This window comes from Natrinema saccharevitans (assembly GCF_001953745.1).
In the GTDB taxonomy this organism is placed as follows: Archaea; Halobacteriota; Halobacteria; order Halobacteriales; family Natrialbaceae; genus Natrinema; species Natrinema saccharevitans.
Genome location: NZ_LWLN01000001.1, coordinates 564,156 through 581,747, shown reverse-complemented (window position 1 = coordinate 581,747; position 17,592 = coordinate 564,156). Strand labels below are relative to the sequence as shown.

Annotated in this window: 17 protein-coding genes and 2 pseudogenes; 9 read left to right on the top strand and 10 right to left on the bottom strand. The window is 65.5% G+C overall.

Translation table 11 applies throughout. From position 1 onward, the window contains the following. Positions 1-43: 43 nt before the first annotated feature. The gene (locus A6E15_RS03025) at positions 44-730 is read left to right on the top strand and encodes a DUF7095 family protein (protein ID WP_076143505.1); all 687 of its coding nucleotides are present in this window, start codon (positions 44-46) and stop codon (positions 728-730) included. A 55-nt stretch (positions 731-785) separates the two neighbouring features. Here the strand turns inward: A6E15_RS03025 and A6E15_RS21785 are convergent. The 4 genes and pseudogenes from A6E15_RS21785 to A6E15_RS03005 all read right to left on the bottom strand — a co-directional run. Continuing rightward, positions 786-1,478: pseudogene (locus A6E15_RS21785) on the bottom strand (arsenic resistance protein); the annotation flags it as partial. Between the two features lie 94 nt (positions 1,479-1,572). Further along, the gene (locus A6E15_RS03015) at positions 1,573-2,358 is read right to left on the bottom strand and encodes an ABC transporter permease subunit (protein ID WP_076143504.1); all 786 of its coding nucleotides are present in this window, start codon (positions 2,356-2,358) and stop codon (positions 1,573-1,575) included. Beyond that, positions 2,351-3,316: an ABC transporter ATP-binding protein gene (locus tag A6E15_RS03010; protein ID WP_076143501.1), complete on the bottom strand. Its 966-nt coding sequence runs from the start codon at positions 3,314-3,316 to the stop codon at positions 2,351-2,353. The genes A6E15_RS03015 and A6E15_RS03010 overlap by 8 nt, the downstream gene beginning before the upstream one ends. 197 nt (positions 3,317-3,513) lie before the next feature. After that, entirely contained in the window at positions 3,514-3,969 is a 456-nt protein-coding gene (locus tag A6E15_RS03005) for a helix-turn-helix domain-containing protein (protein ID WP_245800525.1), read from the bottom strand. Positions 3,970-4,672: 703 nt separating this feature from the next. Here A6E15_RS03005 and A6E15_RS03000 point away from each other — a divergent pair. From A6E15_RS03000 to A6E15_RS21320, 4 genes and pseudogenes are all read left to right on the top strand, one after another. Then, positions 4,673-5,284 carry a DUF6230 family protein gene (locus A6E15_RS03000; protein ID WP_076143499.1) on the top strand — a complete coding sequence of 204 codons (612 nt, stop codon included), beginning with the start codon at positions 4,673-4,675 and terminating at the stop codon, positions 5,282-5,284. Between the two features lie 6 nt (positions 5,285-5,290). Further along, positions 5,291-5,877: pseudogene (locus tag A6E15_RS02995) on the top strand (DUF6114 domain-containing protein). Between the two features lie 37 nt (positions 5,878-5,914). Next, positions 5,915-6,676, top strand: a complete 762-nt coding sequence (locus tag A6E15_RS02990; protein ID WP_076143497.1) for a hypothetical protein — start codon at positions 5,915-5,917, stop codon at positions 6,674-6,676. Next, positions 6,673-6,960 carry a complement resistance protein TraT gene (locus A6E15_RS21320; RefSeq protein WP_245800524.1) on the top strand — a complete coding sequence of 96 codons (288 nt, stop codon included), beginning with the start codon at positions 6,673-6,675 and terminating at the stop codon, positions 6,958-6,960. Before A6E15_RS02990 ends, A6E15_RS21320 begins: the two co-directional genes overlap by 4 nt. Before the next feature lie 285 nt (positions 6,961-7,245). Here the strand turns inward: A6E15_RS21320 and A6E15_RS02980 are convergent, their stop codons facing one another. The 3 genes from A6E15_RS02980 to A6E15_RS02970 all read right to left on the bottom strand — a co-directional run bounded on the left by A6E15_RS02980 (position 7,246) and on the right by A6E15_RS02970 (position 10,000). Beyond that, on the bottom strand, positions 7,246-8,055 hold the full coding sequence (locus A6E15_RS02980; protein WP_076143494.1) for a class I SAM-dependent methyltransferase: 810 nt from the start codon (positions 8,053-8,055) through the stop codon (positions 7,246-7,248). Between the two features lie 54 nt (positions 8,056-8,109). Beyond that, a complete protein-coding gene (locus A6E15_RS02975) occupies positions 8,110-8,982 on the bottom strand; it encodes a deoxyribonuclease IV (protein ID WP_076148165.1) in 873 nt (290 codons plus the stop codon). Positions 8,983-9,136: 154 nt separating this feature from the next. Then, a complete protein-coding gene (locus tag A6E15_RS02970) occupies positions 9,137-10,000 on the bottom strand; it encodes a lipoate--protein ligase family protein (protein ID WP_076143492.1) in 864 nt (287 codons plus the stop codon). A 163-nt stretch (positions 10,001-10,163) separates the two neighbouring features. Between A6E15_RS02970 and A6E15_RS02965 the strand changes: the two genes are divergently transcribed. From A6E15_RS02965 to A6E15_RS02950, 4 genes are all read left to right on the top strand, one after another. Further along, a complete protein-coding gene (locus A6E15_RS02965) occupies positions 10,164-10,913 on the top strand; it encodes an MBL fold metallo-hydrolase (RefSeq protein ID WP_139326558.1) in 750 nt (249 codons plus the stop codon). Positions 10,914-11,168: 255 nt separating this feature from the next. Next, positions 11,169-12,077, top strand: a complete 909-nt coding sequence (locus tag A6E15_RS02960; protein ID WP_076143488.1) for a serine/threonine-protein kinase RIO2 — start codon at positions 11,169-11,171, stop codon at positions 12,075-12,077. Between the two features lie 602 nt (positions 12,078-12,679). Continuing rightward, positions 12,680-13,270 carry a 50S ribosomal protein L15e gene (locus tag A6E15_RS02955; protein WP_076143485.1) on the top strand — a complete coding sequence of 197 codons (591 nt, stop codon included), beginning with the start codon at positions 12,680-12,682 and terminating at the stop codon, positions 13,268-13,270. A gap of 206 nt (positions 13,271-13,476) precedes the next feature. Continuing rightward, positions 13,477-13,911: a universal stress protein gene (locus tag A6E15_RS02950; protein ID WP_076143483.1), complete on the top strand. Its 435-nt coding sequence runs from the start codon at positions 13,477-13,479 to the stop codon at positions 13,909-13,911. Between the two features lie 93 nt (positions 13,912-14,004). Here the strand turns inward: A6E15_RS02950 and glmS are convergent, their stop codons facing one another. From glmS to thrS, 3 genes are all read right to left on the bottom strand, one after another. Beyond that, positions 14,005-14,451 carry a methylaspartate mutase subunit S gene (gene glmS / locus A6E15_RS02945; protein ID WP_076143480.1) on the bottom strand — a complete coding sequence of 149 codons (447 nt, stop codon included), beginning with the start codon at positions 14,449-14,451 and terminating at the stop codon, positions 14,005-14,007. Between the two features lie 193 nt (positions 14,452-14,644). After that, complete coding sequence (locus A6E15_RS02940; protein ID WP_076143478.1) at positions 14,645-15,385, bottom strand: phosphoribosyltransferase family protein; 741 nt, start codon at positions 15,383-15,385, stop codon at positions 14,645-14,647. Between the two features lie 154 nt (positions 15,386-15,539). Beyond that, positions 15,540-17,492, bottom strand: a complete 1,953-nt coding sequence (thrS, locus tag A6E15_RS02935; RefSeq protein ID WP_076143476.1) for a threonine--tRNA ligase — start codon at positions 17,490-17,492, stop codon at positions 15,540-15,542. Positions 17,493-17,592 lie beyond the last annotated feature (100 nt).

Sequence of the window (17,592 nt, the reverse complement as noted above, 5' to 3'; positions counted from 1 at the left end):
CGACTGAGAAACGACTTTGCGCGTCCGGCACCAACGGCGATCGATGAGTGGATTCGATCGGAAAGTGGCGGTCGACCGCCTCGAGGACCTCGTGGAGACCGTCGCGGACGAGCGCATGCCGGTGCCGGTCAGGGAGGTGTGGACATTCGGCGACGTCGCGCTGGGACTCGATCCCGTCGAACGCCTGGACGTCTACGTGACGAAGGACGTTCTCGTGCGCGACGACAGCAGCCCGACCGCTGGCGCGGACGACCACGAGTTGGACCCCGACGCAGCGTTCCGCGACTCCCACGGCGTCGCGGGCGTCGGCAAGTCGGTTCGCGCGGACTGGGCGCGCGAGTATCCCGAATACCTTCGCGCCAACGCGAACGGCCACGCCGCGCCCGAGCAGTGTCTGGCCGCCCACCTCCTCGGAGACGACGAACCGATCCACCTCGAGGTCTGTAACGCCTCCTTCGAGGACAACGTGACCCAGCGACTGCGCGGGGCGCGACTGCGCGAGGACTACTCGCAGTTGCTCGATCCCCGCGGGGTCTGTCTCTGGGCCGAGGGGGCTCGAAGCGACGAGGCGTTCCGAAAGCTCCGGAAGGGCGAACTTGCCCTGCCGACGCTGTCGGCGGCTCTCGAGATGCTCGGACTGGACGACGACGAGGCCAAAACCGCGGCGCGGGAACTCCACGCGTGGCGAGAGCAACAGGACGGCGTGACGGTTCGCGGCGACGTGGTCTGAGACGGCCCGCTAGCTATCGATCGAAACCCCCTGTAGCATGAGGAAATAGCTCCGCGCGCCCCTCGTGGAAAATGACGACCGGAAAGGCGACGTGAACGGGGACGACGGCCGCGATCCCCCTCGATCGAGCCCCGAACCCGCGGGAGCTGCGAGGCGATCACGACCAGCAGGGTCGCACCATCATCGGAACCGGAAGCCACCCCATCGCCGACTGCCAGCAGCGGGCGGTCGGCGAGCCGGTCGCTCCGATCTCGGTGAGCCACGCCGGCGCCAGCGGCACGGCGATCAACAGGAGAAATGCCTCGAGGAAGGGGCCGGGTTCGACGGCGGTCGCGATCCCTCTCGGCCCTGAACAGCCAGAGATACACGGGCAGAAACAGCAGTTGCAGGAGCAGCAGGCCGGCGTCGCCGCCGGCGAGGTCGGTGAACGCGATCACGTAGTCGATACGCGGCGTCAACAACACCATGGACGCGCCGACCAGAACGACGGGCTCGTTCGGGAGGAATCGAGTGAGCCCGTAGACGACGGGGACGACGAGGAAGGTCAGCACGAGCGCGCCGTCTATGAACCGGCTGTTGGTGATCGCGGCGCGAAACCGGACGAAGGCCGCGGACAGCAACACCGCCAGCACGGGCGTGATGAGTCGCTGGAAGATCGACGCTGCAGACGGTCGTCCCAGCCCCGATCCCGTGCGATCGCGACCGCGTAGACGGCGATCTGGTGGCGCTGCAGCCGCTCCTGTGATATCGGACGCTCGTTTGGGCCCCGAACTCGATATGGTAGCGACGGGATCGTCGGCGCGCGGCGTCTCAGGGCGGACTCGGACCGCGACGACCGACTCTCAGACGTCGCGCCGGCGGAACCAGACCTGACTCCCGACCAGCAACGCGACGGTCATCGCCACCAGGATCCCCGCGCCGAGAAGGTCGTAGTTCCCCTCGAGCAAAATGGCGTTGGGATCGTAGTACCGCATCGGTGCGATCGCGCCGACGACCTCGGCGTCGGTCCCCGACAGCAGCGATTCGGAGAGAAAGAGCGCGAAGGTCACGCCCAGGGCCACCCGCTGGGCGGTCGTCGCCCGATCGACGATCACGGACGCGAGCAGGCCGATCCCGGCGCAGGCGAACAGGTAGGGAATCGAGAGCAGGTGGACCGCGAGGACGTCGACGGCGGGGATCGGGTGGTCGATCAGGTGCGCGCCGACGTAGACGACCAGCGGCGGGAGGAGGTTAGCACCGACGATCGGCACGGCCATCGCCCCGAACCGCTCGGCGACCAGTCTCCCTCGGGAGATCGGCATCGCCAGCAACACGTCCATCCGCCCGCGGTCGACGTCGTCGGCGATCGTCCCCGCAGTGCTGTAGGCCAGATACAGCCCCAGCATGATGATCCAGCCGAAGGTGTAGAGTTCGAACGAGAGAAAGCCCGCCAGACTCGTCATCGTCTGGACCCCCATCACCTGGAGGATCGGCTCGGGATAGGCCGCCAGCAGCCCCTCGAGGTCGATTTCGGCCTCGAAGGAGGGATAGACCCAGACGACCATCGCGGCGAGTACGGAGAGCCCGATCGAAAGAGACAGGCTGCCCCGGAGCCGGCGGCGGCCGTCGTACGCGATCAGTTCAAACATCGCTCTCACCCGCATCCGCCGTGCCGGTCCCCGCGGCCAGACCAGCCCCATTCCGTTCACTTCCGCCGGAATCGTCGTAGAACCGCATGAAGACCTCCTCGAGCGGCGCTTCCTCGATCGACAGGTCGTGCAATCGGTACTCCCGGAGGGCCGCGAGCAGGGCGTTGACGTCGCCGGTGAACGTGAACGCGTATTCGGTCCCGTCGCTCGGCCCCGTATCGGACTCGATGCCGTGGACCCCGTCGATCTCGAGGGCGTCGACCGGGATCGCTTCCGCGGCGTGTAACCGGACGAACTTGCCGCTCCTGTCCAGTAGCGATTCCACCGGCTCGACCGTGACGAGCCGGCCGTCACGGATGATGCCGACGCGGTCGCACAGCTTTCGCACCTCGCTCAGGATGTGCGAGGAGAAAAACACCGTCAGCCCGCGCTCCCGTTCGGTCCGGACGAACTCGTTGAACCGCTGTTGGAGGAGAGGATCGAGCCCGCTGGTCGGCTCGTCTAGAATCACCAGATCGGGATCGTGCATGAACGTCGTCACCAGTCCCAGCTTCTCGACGTTGCCGCGCGAGTACTCCCTGATTTCGCGATCGAGCGGCGGATCGAACAGCTCGAGCAACTCCGCGCTTCGCTCGTCGCCCTTGAGCGATGCGTGGAGGTCGAGGACCGCCCGGCCGGTCGCCGTTTCGTCGAACCCCGGATCGTCTGGGAGGTAGCCGAGCCGGCGTTTGGCCGCGAGCAGTTGGGACTCGTCGGTCACGTCGTTACCGAGTAACCGAGCCGTTCCCGCGGTCGGCGAGAGAAACCCGAGCAGCGTCCGGATCGTCGTCGTTTTCCCCGCGCCGTTGGGGCCGAGATACCCGAAAATTTCCCCCTCTTCGACGGCGAACGTGACGTCGTCGTTGGCGAGTACCTCGCCGTAATCTTTCGTGAGCCCCTCGAGTTCGATCGCTGCCATACCGGCACCCTCGGCAGCCACCCGTATATACCATGGCAGCCGTACCCGTCGACATCCGGCCCGACCCGTGTCGACCACGAGGGATATCCTCTATAGTAGCTCTTGAAAGTCAATGCACACTCGATCGCAGGAAAGCGTCGTGATCGGTGTGTAAATCGTTTCAAGAGCTACTATAGTTCGGATCGTTCGCAATCGAATCAGGGAACGATCTGGGTAAGCAGCGTCGCCCCGATCCGTCGCAGGTGGCCGCCGACTGTCCCTCCGGTACAGCCCAGCGCCTCGCCGATGTCCCCGTGTGTCACCGCCCGCGGAACGTCGTAGTATCCCATCTCGACGGCGGTCCGGAGGATCTCCTGTTGGCGACCGGTCAACTGGGAGAACAGCCGGTCCGTGTTCGGTTCGTACCGGCCCGTCTTGAGGAGTTTGAGCCTGATCCCGTCGGGAACGTCCGGAACGGCCTTCTGAAAGCTTTGTACGTCACCGATCATCGTGACCCGGAGGCCGCCGCGGCGCGTGAACTCGAGGGGCGTATCGTAAATGAACTCGAACTCCCTGAGCATGCTCAACAGCCCGACGAGCCGGTCGCCGGCCTCGAGGTGAATGTAGGCGTGGTGTTCGCCGTCGGCGCTCGAGAGTTGGTACTGGTTGGTCATCGACGACGACAGGATCGACTCGTCGGCGAGAGGTTGACGTTGTAGATGAGTTCACGCGTGACGTTCGGGTGTTCGGCGATCCGTCGATCGAGCGGGTGCAATCCCTCGGCATCAGGAATGAGAACACATTTCGCGTATATCATCGTTCGACAGTCACGACATCGAACAGGTATTTTTCAGTATCGGTTGTTTGGATAGAATATCGCCGGATCGCTATCGAACCGCGCGCCGACGCGACCGTCGCGCTCCCGTTGCCGCGCCGGCGGTCGATTCGTCGGTGGTGTCGCCGCGACAGTCGGCATCGTCTCGCGAGCCTCGAGAACTCGACTCGAACTTGGAACGAGAACCGATGTGACCGTCGATTCCAGTTCGGTCCGTTCGCATGGTCCGATACGAGCGATTCGGTCCGATAGGCGTTTTCCCGCGTTTCCACGGCCATTTATGACCGCACAGAATAACGATAGTTCGACTCTCCACGAACGGACGGCGTCCTTTCCCGATTTACAGACATCCATCGTAGCCATAATATTCCCTGCCTGATAGTTATAAATATTCCTGTATACAAAGAGGAAAAATAATTGGGGGTCGTGTTGGGTGTGGACTTGTGGCGTTCGAAATGAGGCCGCGATATCGGAGCGGACACGGTGTGAGCGCAGCGAATAGAACGAAGGTCGCCGAACCGATCGTTCGGGGTGGGTCTAGTATGTATCGCCGAAAGCGACTCGCGACCGGGACCGGCGTGTCGTTTCTGGTCGTCGCCCTCGTCGGTCTCGTCGTCCTCTCGTCGGGGACGGCCTACGCGACGGCGATGGCCACTGCCAGTGGCAGCGGCTTTACCGTCACGGCCGACGAGATCAGATCGGACGACTTCCTCCTCTATCCCAGCATCGGGGAGAATACCGAGGGGACGACGCCGGTCGCCGTCGTCGAACAGCGCGGCGTCGAGATCGACGGTATGGTACTGAGCGGCGAGAAGTCGATACCCATGATCGACGGCTCGATGGAAATCTCCTTCGCCGCCGACGGGACGGTCAAAGCGGACGAGCAGTACATCAAACTCACCGACTTGAAAGCGGAAGAGGCTACGTTCAACGGACAGGTCGTCAACGCTCAGGCGACCGACAATCCGGAACAGCAGTTCCAGCAGACGGCCGGCGGAAACGCCGAGCCCGAGGACGGCTACCTCACGAACATCTCCGGGGAGCGTCCCGGAATGGTACAGGAAGACGTCGAGCTGGAAGCGGTGTATCCCGCCTCGAACGAGATCTCACTCCCCGGTCTCGACGTCGACGTGGAGTACCACCCCGACGGGTGATCTCCCATGTCGCCCGAAAACGGTCAGGCGAGTCCGACACACGTCTCGCGCGGGTCAGGAGCCGGTTGGGCGGAGTCAGTCAGTGGCTTGGATCCCGATAGGGGCGGTTCAACGCCTGGCGGGCCGGACGTCCGTTCCTCGGTGGGCTCCTGCTGTGTCTGGCCGGAATCCTGCTCACCTGGGTACCGATGCAGATCCTGCCGGATCTCGCCTTCATCGGCGGACAGATGGCGGGTTTTCTCGCGATCGGTGCCCTGTTCGGCGTGTTCGTCTTCCTGACGGGGGTCTGCGTGCTTGTCACGCCTGCGCGTGCCGACGTGGCCGGCGTCGTCGGGACCGTCCTGTCGATACTCTCGCTGTTCGGATCCCTCGGCGGGTTGCTGGTCGGCATGCTGCTTGGCATCTTGGGCGGTAACCTCTGTCTCGTCTGGAAGCCACGCGACGAGGCCGTCGACGACGCCGTCTCGGACCCGAGCGTCGTCGACAAAATCGCGGCCCGGATCGACGCGGGGTTCGCTCGCGTCGTCGGAGCGATCCTCCTGCGCTGTCGTGCGGGCATCGAACGCATCAAACGGCGGGAGACCGACGAGTGACGACGAGACGACGTCGACCGAGGGACCGCCGCGACGCATGATACGGGCCGGTACGCTCGCCGTCGTGGTCGCAGTCGCCCCCGGTGGTGCCTTGGTCGGGCCGTCCCACGTGGCCGGTCAGGCCGACGGGCAAACCATTACGGGCGATCTCGGTACGGCCGAGGGCGCGACCGTCTGCGTCGAGCGACTCACGTCGGACACCAACCGAATCGTCGTTCGAAACGAGGACGGGAACGTCACGATCCACCTCGACGAGACCAGACGCGTCGAACTCGGGGAGACGCGGTCCGCCGAGGGGGAGATCGTGTTACGAACGGACCGACGAAACGCGACGCTCAACGACCTCGCGGCGGCCGAGGAGTGTTTCACGGCGCAGCGAACCGACGTCGTCGTCGACGCCCGCTCGGTCGAGTTGCGTAACTTCTCCGTCGCCGGATACACCGTCGATGTCGGCCCGAAACGCGACGTCCCCGAACCGATTCCGTTCGACCCACCGCAGGAAACCGACGGACAGGGCGACGGTGACGACCGGAGCAGCGAAACCGGTAGTCGAAGTAACGAGACCGATGACCTGGCCGACGAAAACGACGGCTCGGGCAACGAAAGCGACGACACCACGAGCGATTCGGTCGGGGATCAACCGTCGAACGAGTCCGATAGCGGGAGTCGGACCGGCGGTGATCAGACGGCGACCGCGACCACCACTGCGGTCGACGATGACGACGCGGAGACGCCAGCGCGGCCGCGAGGCCGATCGACGGACGGCAGCGACAGTGACGAGCGGGTGATCGATCCATGAGCGACCGCGAGACGAACGACGACGAGGAGTACGCGCCGTCGCTGGCGACGATCGACTCGCGACTCGTCCTCGGGGCCGCCGCCGTCGGGGTATTCGTTTCATTCACCTCCCTTCTGGTCCCTGTCTTGACCCGGGTCGGCGGTGGCATCGTCGCCGGGTTTATCGCCGCCTACGCCGCCGGACGGGTCGTGACCGGTCTCGCGTACGCGGTGGTCGCGGGCGCGCTCGTCGGCGGCCTCGCGGGATTTTTCATGGCGTTTCTCGGCGCTCTCACAGGGCTGTAACCGAACCGCCGCTGTTCGTCCTCTCCTCGATCGGGCCGATCAGTCCGGGGCTCTCCGGGCTCGGGCTTCCGAGCGTCGTCCTGCTGGCCGCCGCCTTCTCGCTGCTGGCCGCCATCGACGGACTCGTCGGCGGGCTGGTCGGCAGCGGACTGCGGGCGCTCTCTCCGTGGTGACGAGTCGGTCCTGGGGCGTCGGCTCGGGAAACGCGGCCCGACCTCGAGACGGGTCAGCGAACCGATTCACGACCGCTCGCAACGCGGTCGTGCGACTCGGTCTGCGATACGATCAGTGACGACGATCGGGGACTCTGCCCACGGTAACGAAAAATGGCACCGCCTCCGTCCGGCGATACTCCCCCGCCTCCATCTGCTCGATGACGGTCCGGCCCATCTCCCGCCACGAGCCGCGGAGGTCGTCGTACTCCGCCTCGGTCAACGGCCCCGAGAGCATCGTCTCCCGGTCGTCGGCCAGACCCGCTCCGGTCGCCTTCCGACGGGCGTCCCGCAACGCCCCGTCGCTGTACGGTGGTTCGACCGTCCGGACGTGCTCGTACCGGCGCGTTTCGAGGACTGCGAGCCCCGCCGCCTCGAACGCCTCGCGGGCGTCGGCCCCGAGCGCGACGTCCGTCGGCACGCCGTCGATGTAGGCCCCGCGTGCCCGTCGCTCGAGGTCGTCCTCGGCGTCGACGCTCGAGTCGATCTCGACCGCTGCGTTGTCGGGTTCGACGGCCGCGACGAGGTCCGTCGAGACGCGGGCGAACTCGGCGACTGCGGCCGCGGGATCGGGCAGGTTGATCAGCAGCGCCTGACAAACCATGAGGTCGAACGTGTCGTCCGGAAACGGCAGCCGGAGGGCGTCCCCGGCGACGACCGGAACGTGGTCGCCGGCCGCCGAAAGCAGATCCGGGTCGGCGTCGCAGCCGATCACCTCGCCCGGCGACTCGGCCGCGAGGACGCGGCTCAGTTCGCCGGTGCCACAGCCCACGTCGAGGATCCGTTCGCGGGTCTCGAGGGCCAGCGGCTCGAGGGCCTCCCGGGAATCGGCCCACATTCCCTCGCGGGTTCGGCTGAGGTAGGATTCTGAGAACTCGCGCACGGGCCACGGTACCGCCGGTGCGAGTAAAAACGGGTCGGTTCGGCGACGAATCGGCTACTCGTCGTCTCGCAGTCCCCTGACTTTCTCGATGTTCCACGCGAACCCGCGGCCGTCCTCGGTCGGCGTCTCGAGGGCGAAGGGCAGGTCCCGCAGCTCGGGGTGGTTGACGATCGCGCGCATTCCGTCCTCGCCGATGTAGCCCTCGCCGATGTGGGCGTGTTCGTCCTTGTGAGTACCCACGTCGTGTTTCGAGTCGTTGAGGTGGATGTACTCGAGGTACTCGAGGCCGACCTCGTCGTCGAAGCGGCCGACCGTCTCGTCGACCGCCTCGGGGGTCGTGAGGTCGTTGCCCGCGACGAGCGTGTGGGCCGTGTCGATACAGATCCCGATGTCCGTCTCGGTACGATCGATGATCCCCGCGAGGTGTTCGAACTCGCCGCCGAGTTTCGTGCCGCTGCCGGCGTCGGACTCGATGAGAATCTGGACGCCCCCTGGGACGTCGAGATTGTCGATGACGCTTGCGGCATTGTCGAGGCCGCCCTCGACGCCCGCGCCCGTATGCGCTCCGAGGTGGACGTTGACGTAGGGGATTCCCAGCCGCTGGGCGGCGTCGAGTTCCGCTTGCATGCTCTCTTTTGACTTCCGGCGGAGGTCGTCTTTGGGCGTACAGAGGTTCACGAGATACGAGGAGTGGATCACCCACGGGCCCTCGAGTCGCTCGTCGGACTCCTCGCGGAAGCCGTCGGCGGCCTCGTCGCTGATCTCGGGCTGGGCCCAGACCTGCGGCGAGGTGGTGAAGATCTGTCCGCAGTTGCCGCCGAAGGCGGTCTGGCGGTGGACCGCGTTTCGGACGTCGTCGTAGGGGGGCGTTTCGTCGTCGGAAGAGACGCGCGAACCGGAGATCGAGACGTGTGCGCCGACCTTCATCGTCATGCTTACCGGTCAGTACCGGGCCGTGATAGGTATAACGAACCGCCCCATTCGACCGGTCTCCTCCGGTCGGCCACCGGTCAGCCGTGGCGTGTGCTGTGCCGGATGTCCGTCCTGCGGGGACATCAGGAACCGGTGATACTACTTCGTCTCACTGGTCGCTTGCCTCGAGGACCTCCCGATCGCGGACCCACGCGTCGCTCCCGAACTTCCGGGCGGCGAGGTCGCGGGCGGCCTCGAGTTCACCTTCGCGCCAGGTCGATTCGTCGGCATCGCACCAGTCGCCCAGCGCGGCCGCGATCGTGTCGACGGCCGCCTCGCGGTCGACCCCCGCCTCGTCACGGATGCTCGTTACCCGGTCGGCGAACGTCGATTCCTCGAGATCGGTATCGAAGACGCCGACGTGGGACCGGGGCGCGAGGGCGTAGCTGATCGAGCCGTGCTGGATGACCACGTCGCGCTGGCGGTACTGGGCGTTGCCGCTGATCTTCTTCGCCTCCGTCCCGGCACCGGCGGGGGTGACGATGTCGTGAGCCGGGTTGATATCGCGCAGATAGCAGGAGGGCTGGTAGATCGCGTCCTGCTCGCTCGAGGCGAAGTCGGCGTCGACGCCCAGCCGATCGAAGGCCGCGAGGATCGGTTCGCAAAACAGTTCGTAACAGTCCATCAGATCCCCCGGGACCTCGTCGGCGGGGGCGACGATCGTGTACGAAATATCCGCGAAACGGTCGTGGTAGATCCCGCCGCCGCCGGTCTGTCGGCGGGTGACGTCGATCCCCTCGCGGTCGCAGAAGTCCCAGTCGACGGTGTCGGCGGCCTGTCGGTACCCCAGCGAGAGCGTACTCGGTGCCCACGAGTAGGTCCGGACCGTTCGTAGGCCGTCCTCGAGGGCCGTCCGCGCGGCGATCTCCTCGAGTGCCATCTGCGTCGCCCCGTCGCGGGGCTCGTCCCGGATCAGCCGCCAGTTCCGATCAGCGAGGTCCGTATCGGTCGAACGGTCCGTGGCGTCGCTCATATCCCCCCAGTCGAACTCGAGGGGGTTAGAGGTAGTGTTCGGACGACCGTGACCCGAGTCGGAACGGGGCCGTCCGCGAACGAGCCTCCCGCGCGTTCGATTCTCAGTACCCAAGAACGGCTCGAGGTGTTTATTCACTGTCGTGAACTCGGTCGGCGTATCGATGGCAATGATCTCGGAACGCGTTGCGGACGGCGTCTACCGGTGCGGGAGCGAGCGAGTGAGCTGGTACCTCGTGGAGACGGCCGACGGCATCACGGTCGTCGATACCGGCTTTCCGGCACACTGGGACCAGTTCGCCGCTCAACTCGAGGCGATGGGCTACGGCGTGACGGACGTCGACGCCTGCATACTGACACACGCTCATCCCGATCACGCGGGGTTCGCCGAGCGACTCCGCAGGGAAGCCGGGGTCCCGGTGTGGCTCCACGAAGCCGACGCGGCACACGCTCGCGGAGACGGCGAGATGCCCCTCACCAAGGGACTCGTTCGCCTCTGGCGGCCGGAGATCGCCCGGTATGCGGTCGAGTTCGTTCGCTCGGGTGGCCTCTCCGTCCCGCCGCTGACATCCTTTCGGACGGTCGCGGACGGCGAGACGCTCGACGTACCCGGCTCGCCCCGAGTCGTTCACACCCCCGGCCACAGCGAGGGACACGTCGCGTACCACTTCCCGGAGCAGGAGGTCCTCTTCTGCGGCGACGAACTCGTCACGACCGATTTCGTCGCCGGTCGCGGCCACCGGCCACAACTGCTCGCCGACTGGTTCAACCCGGATCACGACCGCGCGTACGAGTCGCTGTCCCGACTCGAGTCGATCGGCGAGGTCCTCCTCTTGCCGGGCCACGGCGAGCCGTGGCACGGCCACACCGAGAGGGCCGTCGAACTCGCTCGGAAGCGAGAAAAGCGGAACTGACGATCGCCGCGAGCAACGAGATCCGTCGAACCGACGCGCGACCCCGTCGTCGAGAGGACGACGTTCGACACGACCACCACGGTGAAGGGCTGCCGTCCGGAGGAGTAGTACAGCAGGGATAGTCAATTTAGTATACCGATATGTGATTTACCTATACGTGTCAGTAGCCCGGCCGACGAGCGCGCCTCCCTCGCCGGCTGTAACACTCGAGCGTGCGTCACGCCGTTTTTACGTACACGCCGGCTACCGATGCTTATGGTGCGCAACGTCGCCGGGTTGCTCCCGGAACTCGAGGACGAGGACTTCTATCTCCTCTCGGGGGTCGAGCAGGGGATGCGCTTCTCCGAGTGGGTCCAGCGGGAGAAGCTCCCGAAGTTCGCCGACCTGCCCGACGAGGAGGTCGAGTACCGCCTCGAGCGCTGTCTCAAACGCGGGCTGGTCGAGCGAAAGACGATCCAGTACGAGGGCTATACCCTCCAGTTCGAGGGCTACGACACCCTCGCCTTGCGCGCGTTGGTCGAACAGGACACGATCTCGGAGTTCGGCTCGCCGCTCGGCGTCGGCAAGGAAAGCGACGTCTACGAGGTCCGCTCGTACAAGCCCCTGGCCCTGAAGTACCACCGCGAGGGGTACACGAACTTCCGGGAGGTCCACAAGGAACGCGACTATACCTCGGACAACGACCACGTCTCGTGGATGTACACCGCCCGGAAGGCAGCCGAGCGCGAGTACGACATCCTCGAGGAGCTCTACCCCGACGTGGCGGTTCCCCAGCCGATCGGCCAGAACCGCCACGCCATCGTCATGGAGAAGATGGACGGCGTCGAACTCTCGCGGACCCGCCTCGAGGACGAGCAGGTCCTCGGTGTGCTGGGGCTGTTGGTAACCGAAATGTCACGCGCATACGCGAACGGATACGTCCATGCCGACATGAGCGAGTACAACGTCTTCGTCGACGAGGGCGGCGTGACGATCTTCGACTGGCCCCAGGCGGTCCCGACCGATCACGAGAACGCCGGCGAGTTCCTCCGGCGCGATCTGACCAACATCGTGGGCTACTTCCGCCGGAAGTACCCCCAGCACGTCCCCGACGATCTCGAGCCCGACGACCTCGCCCGCGAGATCGAGGCCGGCGAGTTCGACGGGCTCGAGATCGACGCGTAGCCGCCGATACCGGCGGACTACGGCCCCCAAAACGCCGTTCACGCCGACTCGATCGCCCGTTTCGATCGGTCCGTCGACCGGTTCGGTGTCGTTTTCGCCGTCGTCGTCTCGAGCGCAGTCCATTGGGTCGCCTCGGATAGATAGCTCGGTACCGGCCGGCAGCGGGAGAACGCCCGAAAGCGACGGCCTCGCGAGGCCGAAGATCGACGGACCCGACGTTCGGACCAGCCACGAGTGCCACCGAACGGGTCGCGAGCCCCGTCGTCGTACCCCGTCAGATCCGGTGCTGCCGGCGATTCGTCTCGAGCCTGCGCCCGGATGAACCAAATTACGATATACAAAATTGGCTTTCTCGTCGACGGACACACCACGCGATCGGTCGACGGCGCGAGGCCACCCTCGCTCGAGCGATAATTTCCGTTTCGACGCCGCGTTCCCGGAGTTCGAAGCGCTTATACTCGAGAGCCGGGAAGGGTGGGTAGACTCGCTGGTTCGCGGGCATCAGCGGGCACCTGCACGACGCCGCGTCACAGGTCGGGATGTGATCCGCGGGGCTCGGCCCCGGTCGGGATTGAACCAGCAAACGCCCGCGGGTGAATACAATGGCAGAAAGCTTCTATTCCCACATCAAGGACGCATGGAAGGACCCCGACGACGGCAAGCTCGGGGAGCTGCAGTGGCAGCGCAAACAGGAGTGGCGCGACCAGGGCGCTATCGAGCGCATCGAGCGCCCGACGCGACTGGACAAAGCACGCGAACTCGGCTACAAGGCCAAGCAGGGCATCGTCGTGGTCCGGGTCTCGGTCCGCAAAGGGACCGCCCGGAAGGAACGGTTCACGGCCGGTCGGCGCTCGAAGCGCCAGGGTGTCAACCGCATCGGGCGGCGCAAGAACATCCAGCGCATCGGCGAGGAACGCGTCTCCCGGAAGTACCCCAACTTGCGCGTGCTCAACAGCTACTGGGTCGGCGAAGACGGCTCGCAGAAGTGGTTCGAAGCGATCCTCGTGGACCCGAACCACCCCGCGATCGAGAACGACGACGACCTCAACTGGATCTGCGACGACGACCACACCAACCGCGCGTTCCGCGGCCTCACCAACGCCGGCAAGGCCAACCGCGGTCTGAACAACCGCGGCAAGGGCGCGGAGAAGGTCCGTCCCTCCAACACCGGCGGTCAGGGACGCGCGAAGTAACGCGCAGTCACGACGGCCGATTCACAGCACTTCTTTCGCGACTGATATCGACAGCAGCCACGCCGCCGTGTCCGCGCTCACCACGAGACGAACCGAGACTCGACCGCGTACAGGCAAGCGGTGACCGAACGGGTGCCGGCGGCGGCAACTCCCGTCCTGCCGGACTCAGGAGTGGACTTATTCCGCAGGCCGATGTACCAACGCGCATGACGGACAACGTCCTCGTGGCGGTCGACGACTCGAATCAATCGACGGAAGCCCTCGAGTTCGCCTGTCGCGAGTATCCCGAGGCGACGATCACCGCGCTTCACGTCCTCGATCCGGGCGATTTCTACGCCGTGACCGGCGTGGAGGGGACCGCGATGGCCAACTACGACGAGATTCAGGACCACCACGAGGAGCGGGCCGAGGAGATCCTCGAGACGGCGCGAGAGCAGGCTGCCGACCACGGACTCGAAATCGAGACGGACCACGTCGTCGGCGGCATCTCGCGGTCGATCGTAGATTACGCGGCCGAACACGACATGGATCACATCGTGGTCGGGAGCCACGGGCGGACCGGTGCGAGCCGCATCTTACTCGGGAGCGTCGCCGAGACGATCGCCCGGCGGTCGCCGGTTCCGGTGACGATCGTCCGCTGATCGCGGTCGATGCTCGCTCGAGACGACCGATCGAACGATAGCAGCGGCTCGGCGGGTGCGAGAACGGCGGCGAAGAAGACGTGATCGGTCGGCTTACGCCGAGATGGTCTGACTTTCCTGTTCGCTCTCGGTCGAGCGCATATCCAGATCGGCCATCAGCGCGTCGATGGCCTCCTCGGGGTCGGTCTCGGAATCGAAGACCCGATCGAACCCCATCTCGCGGAAGAACTTGCGGGTCTCCTCGAAGTCGTCCTGTCCGACGGCGAGGTTGCCGCCGATGTAGGTCGTGACGTCGAGGTCGGCCTCCTCGATTCGCTGGTGGAAGCCCTCGCAGTCCTGTTTGGCGTGGCCGTAGAGCGACGAGACGAGTACAGCCTCGGCATCGTTGGCGGACGCGGCGTCGACGAACTCCTCCTGGGAACTCTGGACCCCCAGGTTGACGACGTCGAATCCGGCTGCCTCCAGCGCCTGTTCCAGGATGGTGATCCCGACGACGTGAGCGTCGGAACCGATCACGCCGAGGATGACTGTCTCGGTCATGTGCGTACCACCACAAACTGGGGGGACCACCATAAACCTAATGATTAATAATGTGCCAATCGTTCACACGGTTCCCCTCGGGCGATTCCTCGAGGAGTTTTGGCGAACGCGGCGTCGAAAGCAACGGTTCCTCGTTTCCGTTCCGGAACGCTGCGCGTTCGTTCCCTCGACGGACGAAACGCAGTGCGGGCGGTCAGTCGCCCGTTACTCGGTCCGTCGTCGGGGCGACGCTCGTGAGCGCACCGACCGGCGCGTCGGTCCGATCGCGGGCGCGTTCGATGCCGTCCTCGCCGGCGGCGATGAGCGCGAAGACGCCGGCGACGTCGGCTTCGGCGGTGTGGGCGATGTCCAACAGGAGTTCCTGCGTCTCGCCAGAGCGGATGAGGTCGTCGACGACCAGCACCGACTCGCCGGGATCGATGGCCGAGGCGGGCAGGTAGTAGGTGAGTTCGATCCCCGACTGCAGGCGCTGGCGGGCCTCGATGAACTCCTCGACGGCGGTCTCCTTGCTCTTTTTCGCGTAGGCACAGCGGACGCCGTAGTAACTCGCGAGCGCGGCCGCGAGCGTGATCCCGTCGGTCGCGGCGGTGAGAACCACGTCCGGTCGATCGAAGTCGAACCCGTTCGCCACGACCGGCGCGGCCAAATCGAGGAAGGGCTGGTCGAAGACGGTGGCGCTGTTGTCGACGTACCCCTCGTCGTCGACGCGGATTCGCGCCTCGAGTTCCGCCGCCAGCGCCTCCCGGCCGAGTTCCTCGACGACCTCGCGCGCGCGGTCGGTCCCCGGGAGGACGTGCCCGTTGACGTAGCGGTTGAGATCGCCCGCCGGAAGCCCGGTCGTCTCGGCGAGTTCGTCGTAGGTCCGGGTCTCTTTCAACATCCGCAACACGTCGACGGCCCGCAGCTGGAGGGCTGCTTTCTCGGCTCTGTTCATACAGATATGCACGATTCCGCAACTATGGGTATTGCGATCGGCTTCGACGCGCGAAACGTCACGAACGTGGAAGTGACCCGCGCCTGTGGCGGACAACCGCCGAGTCTATCGACTGGAAAACCGACGGTCCGTCCCGATGCGATCGTCGAGGCCGCTACTGCAGGAAGTCCGGTTCCGTCCGCTGCTCGTCGCGTTCGGCCTCGAGGTGAGTACGGAACTCCTCGATCTCGACGTCGTACTCCTGGTCCTCGAAGCGATCCCGAACGGAGATGGTGCCGTCTTCTTCCTCGTTGTCCCCGACGATGATCTGGTACGGAACCCGATCGTCGTGGGCCGCGCGGATCTTTCGCTCGAGCGTCGAGTCGCGGTCGTCGACCTCGACGCGGAAGTCGTCGAACTCGTTCGCCACGCGGTGAGCGTAGCCGAGGTTGTCGTCGGAGATCGGCAGCACGCGGACCTGTTCGGGCGCGAGCCAGAGCGGGAACCGACCCTCGTAGTGCTCGATGAGCATCATGAAGAACCGCTCGTAACTGCCGTAGAGCGCGCGGTGGATCATGACGGGGCGGTGTTCCTCGTTGTCCTCACCGACGTAGTTCAGGTCGAACCGCTCGGGCATGTTGAAGTCCAGTTGGACCGTCGGGCCGTCCCACGAGCGGCCGATGGCGTCCTCGAACGCGAAGTCGATCTTCGGCCCGTAGAACGCGCCGTCGCCTTCTTCGATCTCGTAGTCGTGAGCGCGGTTCTCGAGGACGTTCTCGAGTTGCTCCTCGGCGCGGTCCCAGATCTCGTCGCTCCCGACGGACTTCTCGGGACGGGTCGCAAGCGCCATCTCGTAGTCGAGGTCGAACGTCTCGAGGACGTCCGTGATCATGTCCATGATCTCCTCGACCTCCTGTCTGATCTGGTCGGGCCGGATGAACAGGTGGCCGTCGTCGATGGTGAAGGCCCAGACCCGCGAGAGCCCCGACAGTTCGCCGCGTTGTTCCTTGCGGTAGACTTTCCCGTTTTCCGCGTAGCGGATCGGAAGATCCCGATAGCTCCAGGAGTGGTCCTGGAAGATGGCGGCGTGGCCGGGACAGTTCATCGGCTTCAGGCCGAACTCGTCGTCGCCGACGTCGAAGATGAACATGTCGTCCTGGTAGTTCTCGTAGTGGCCCGACCGGTGCCACAGATCCGTTTTGAAGACGTGGGGCGTCTCGACGTAGTCGTAGCCCGCGTCCTCGTTCAACTCACGCACGAAGTCCTCGAGTTCCGAGAGGACGGTCTTCCCGGCGGGGTGATACAGCGGCAGTCCGGGGCCGGTCACGTCCTGGATCGAGAACAGGTCCATCTCGTTGCCGATGCGGCGGTGGTCCCGCTTCTCGGCCTCGCGCTTGCGCTCGAGGAAGGCCTCGAGATCGCTCTCGTCCTCGAAGGCGGTCCCGTAGATGCGGGTCTGCATCGTGTTGTCCTCGTCGCCGCGCCAGTAGGCCCCGGCGATCTCGAGCAGTTCGACGACGCCGATCTCGCCGGTCGAGTCGACGTGGGGGCCGGCACAGAGGTCCTCCCACTCGCCCTGCCGGTAGAAGCTCACGGTGTCGTTCTCGTCGGCGAACTCGGAGAGCAGTTCGAGCTTGTAGGGTTCGCCTTCGAGGCGCTGCTCGGCCTCCTCGATCGGGACCTCCTCGCGCTCGATCTCGTAGTCTTCGGCGATGATCGCCTCGATCTCGTCCTCGAGGTCGGCGAGGTCCTCCTCGTCGATCTCGAGGTTGTCGAAGTCGTAGTAGAAGCCCTCGTCGGTCGGCGGGCCGATCGCGAGCTTGACCGCCTCGTCGTCGTACAGGCGCTCGACCGCCTGCGCGAGACAGTGGGCCGCGGAGTGGCGCATGACCTCGAGGTACTCGTCGCTGCCGTCGGTGACGATCTCGAGTTCGGCGCCGTCGTAGACCGGTTCCTCCTTGGCGACGAGGTCGCCGTCGAGTTTGCCGGCGACGGTGTCGCTGCCGAGGCCGGGGCCGATCTCGTAGGCGCAGTCCTCGACGGTGGCGTCGGCGTCGACCTCGAGTTCGGAGCCGTCGGGCAGTACGACCGTTATCCGTTCCTGCGACTGGGAATCTGATTCTGACATGGGTGTAGCTGGTGTGGGTGTTGTAACTGCGTGGAAAACGCCGGTGGCGTGTCCGTCGACGGGCGAGCCGATCCCACCGTCTGTCGGTCGATCACGGCCG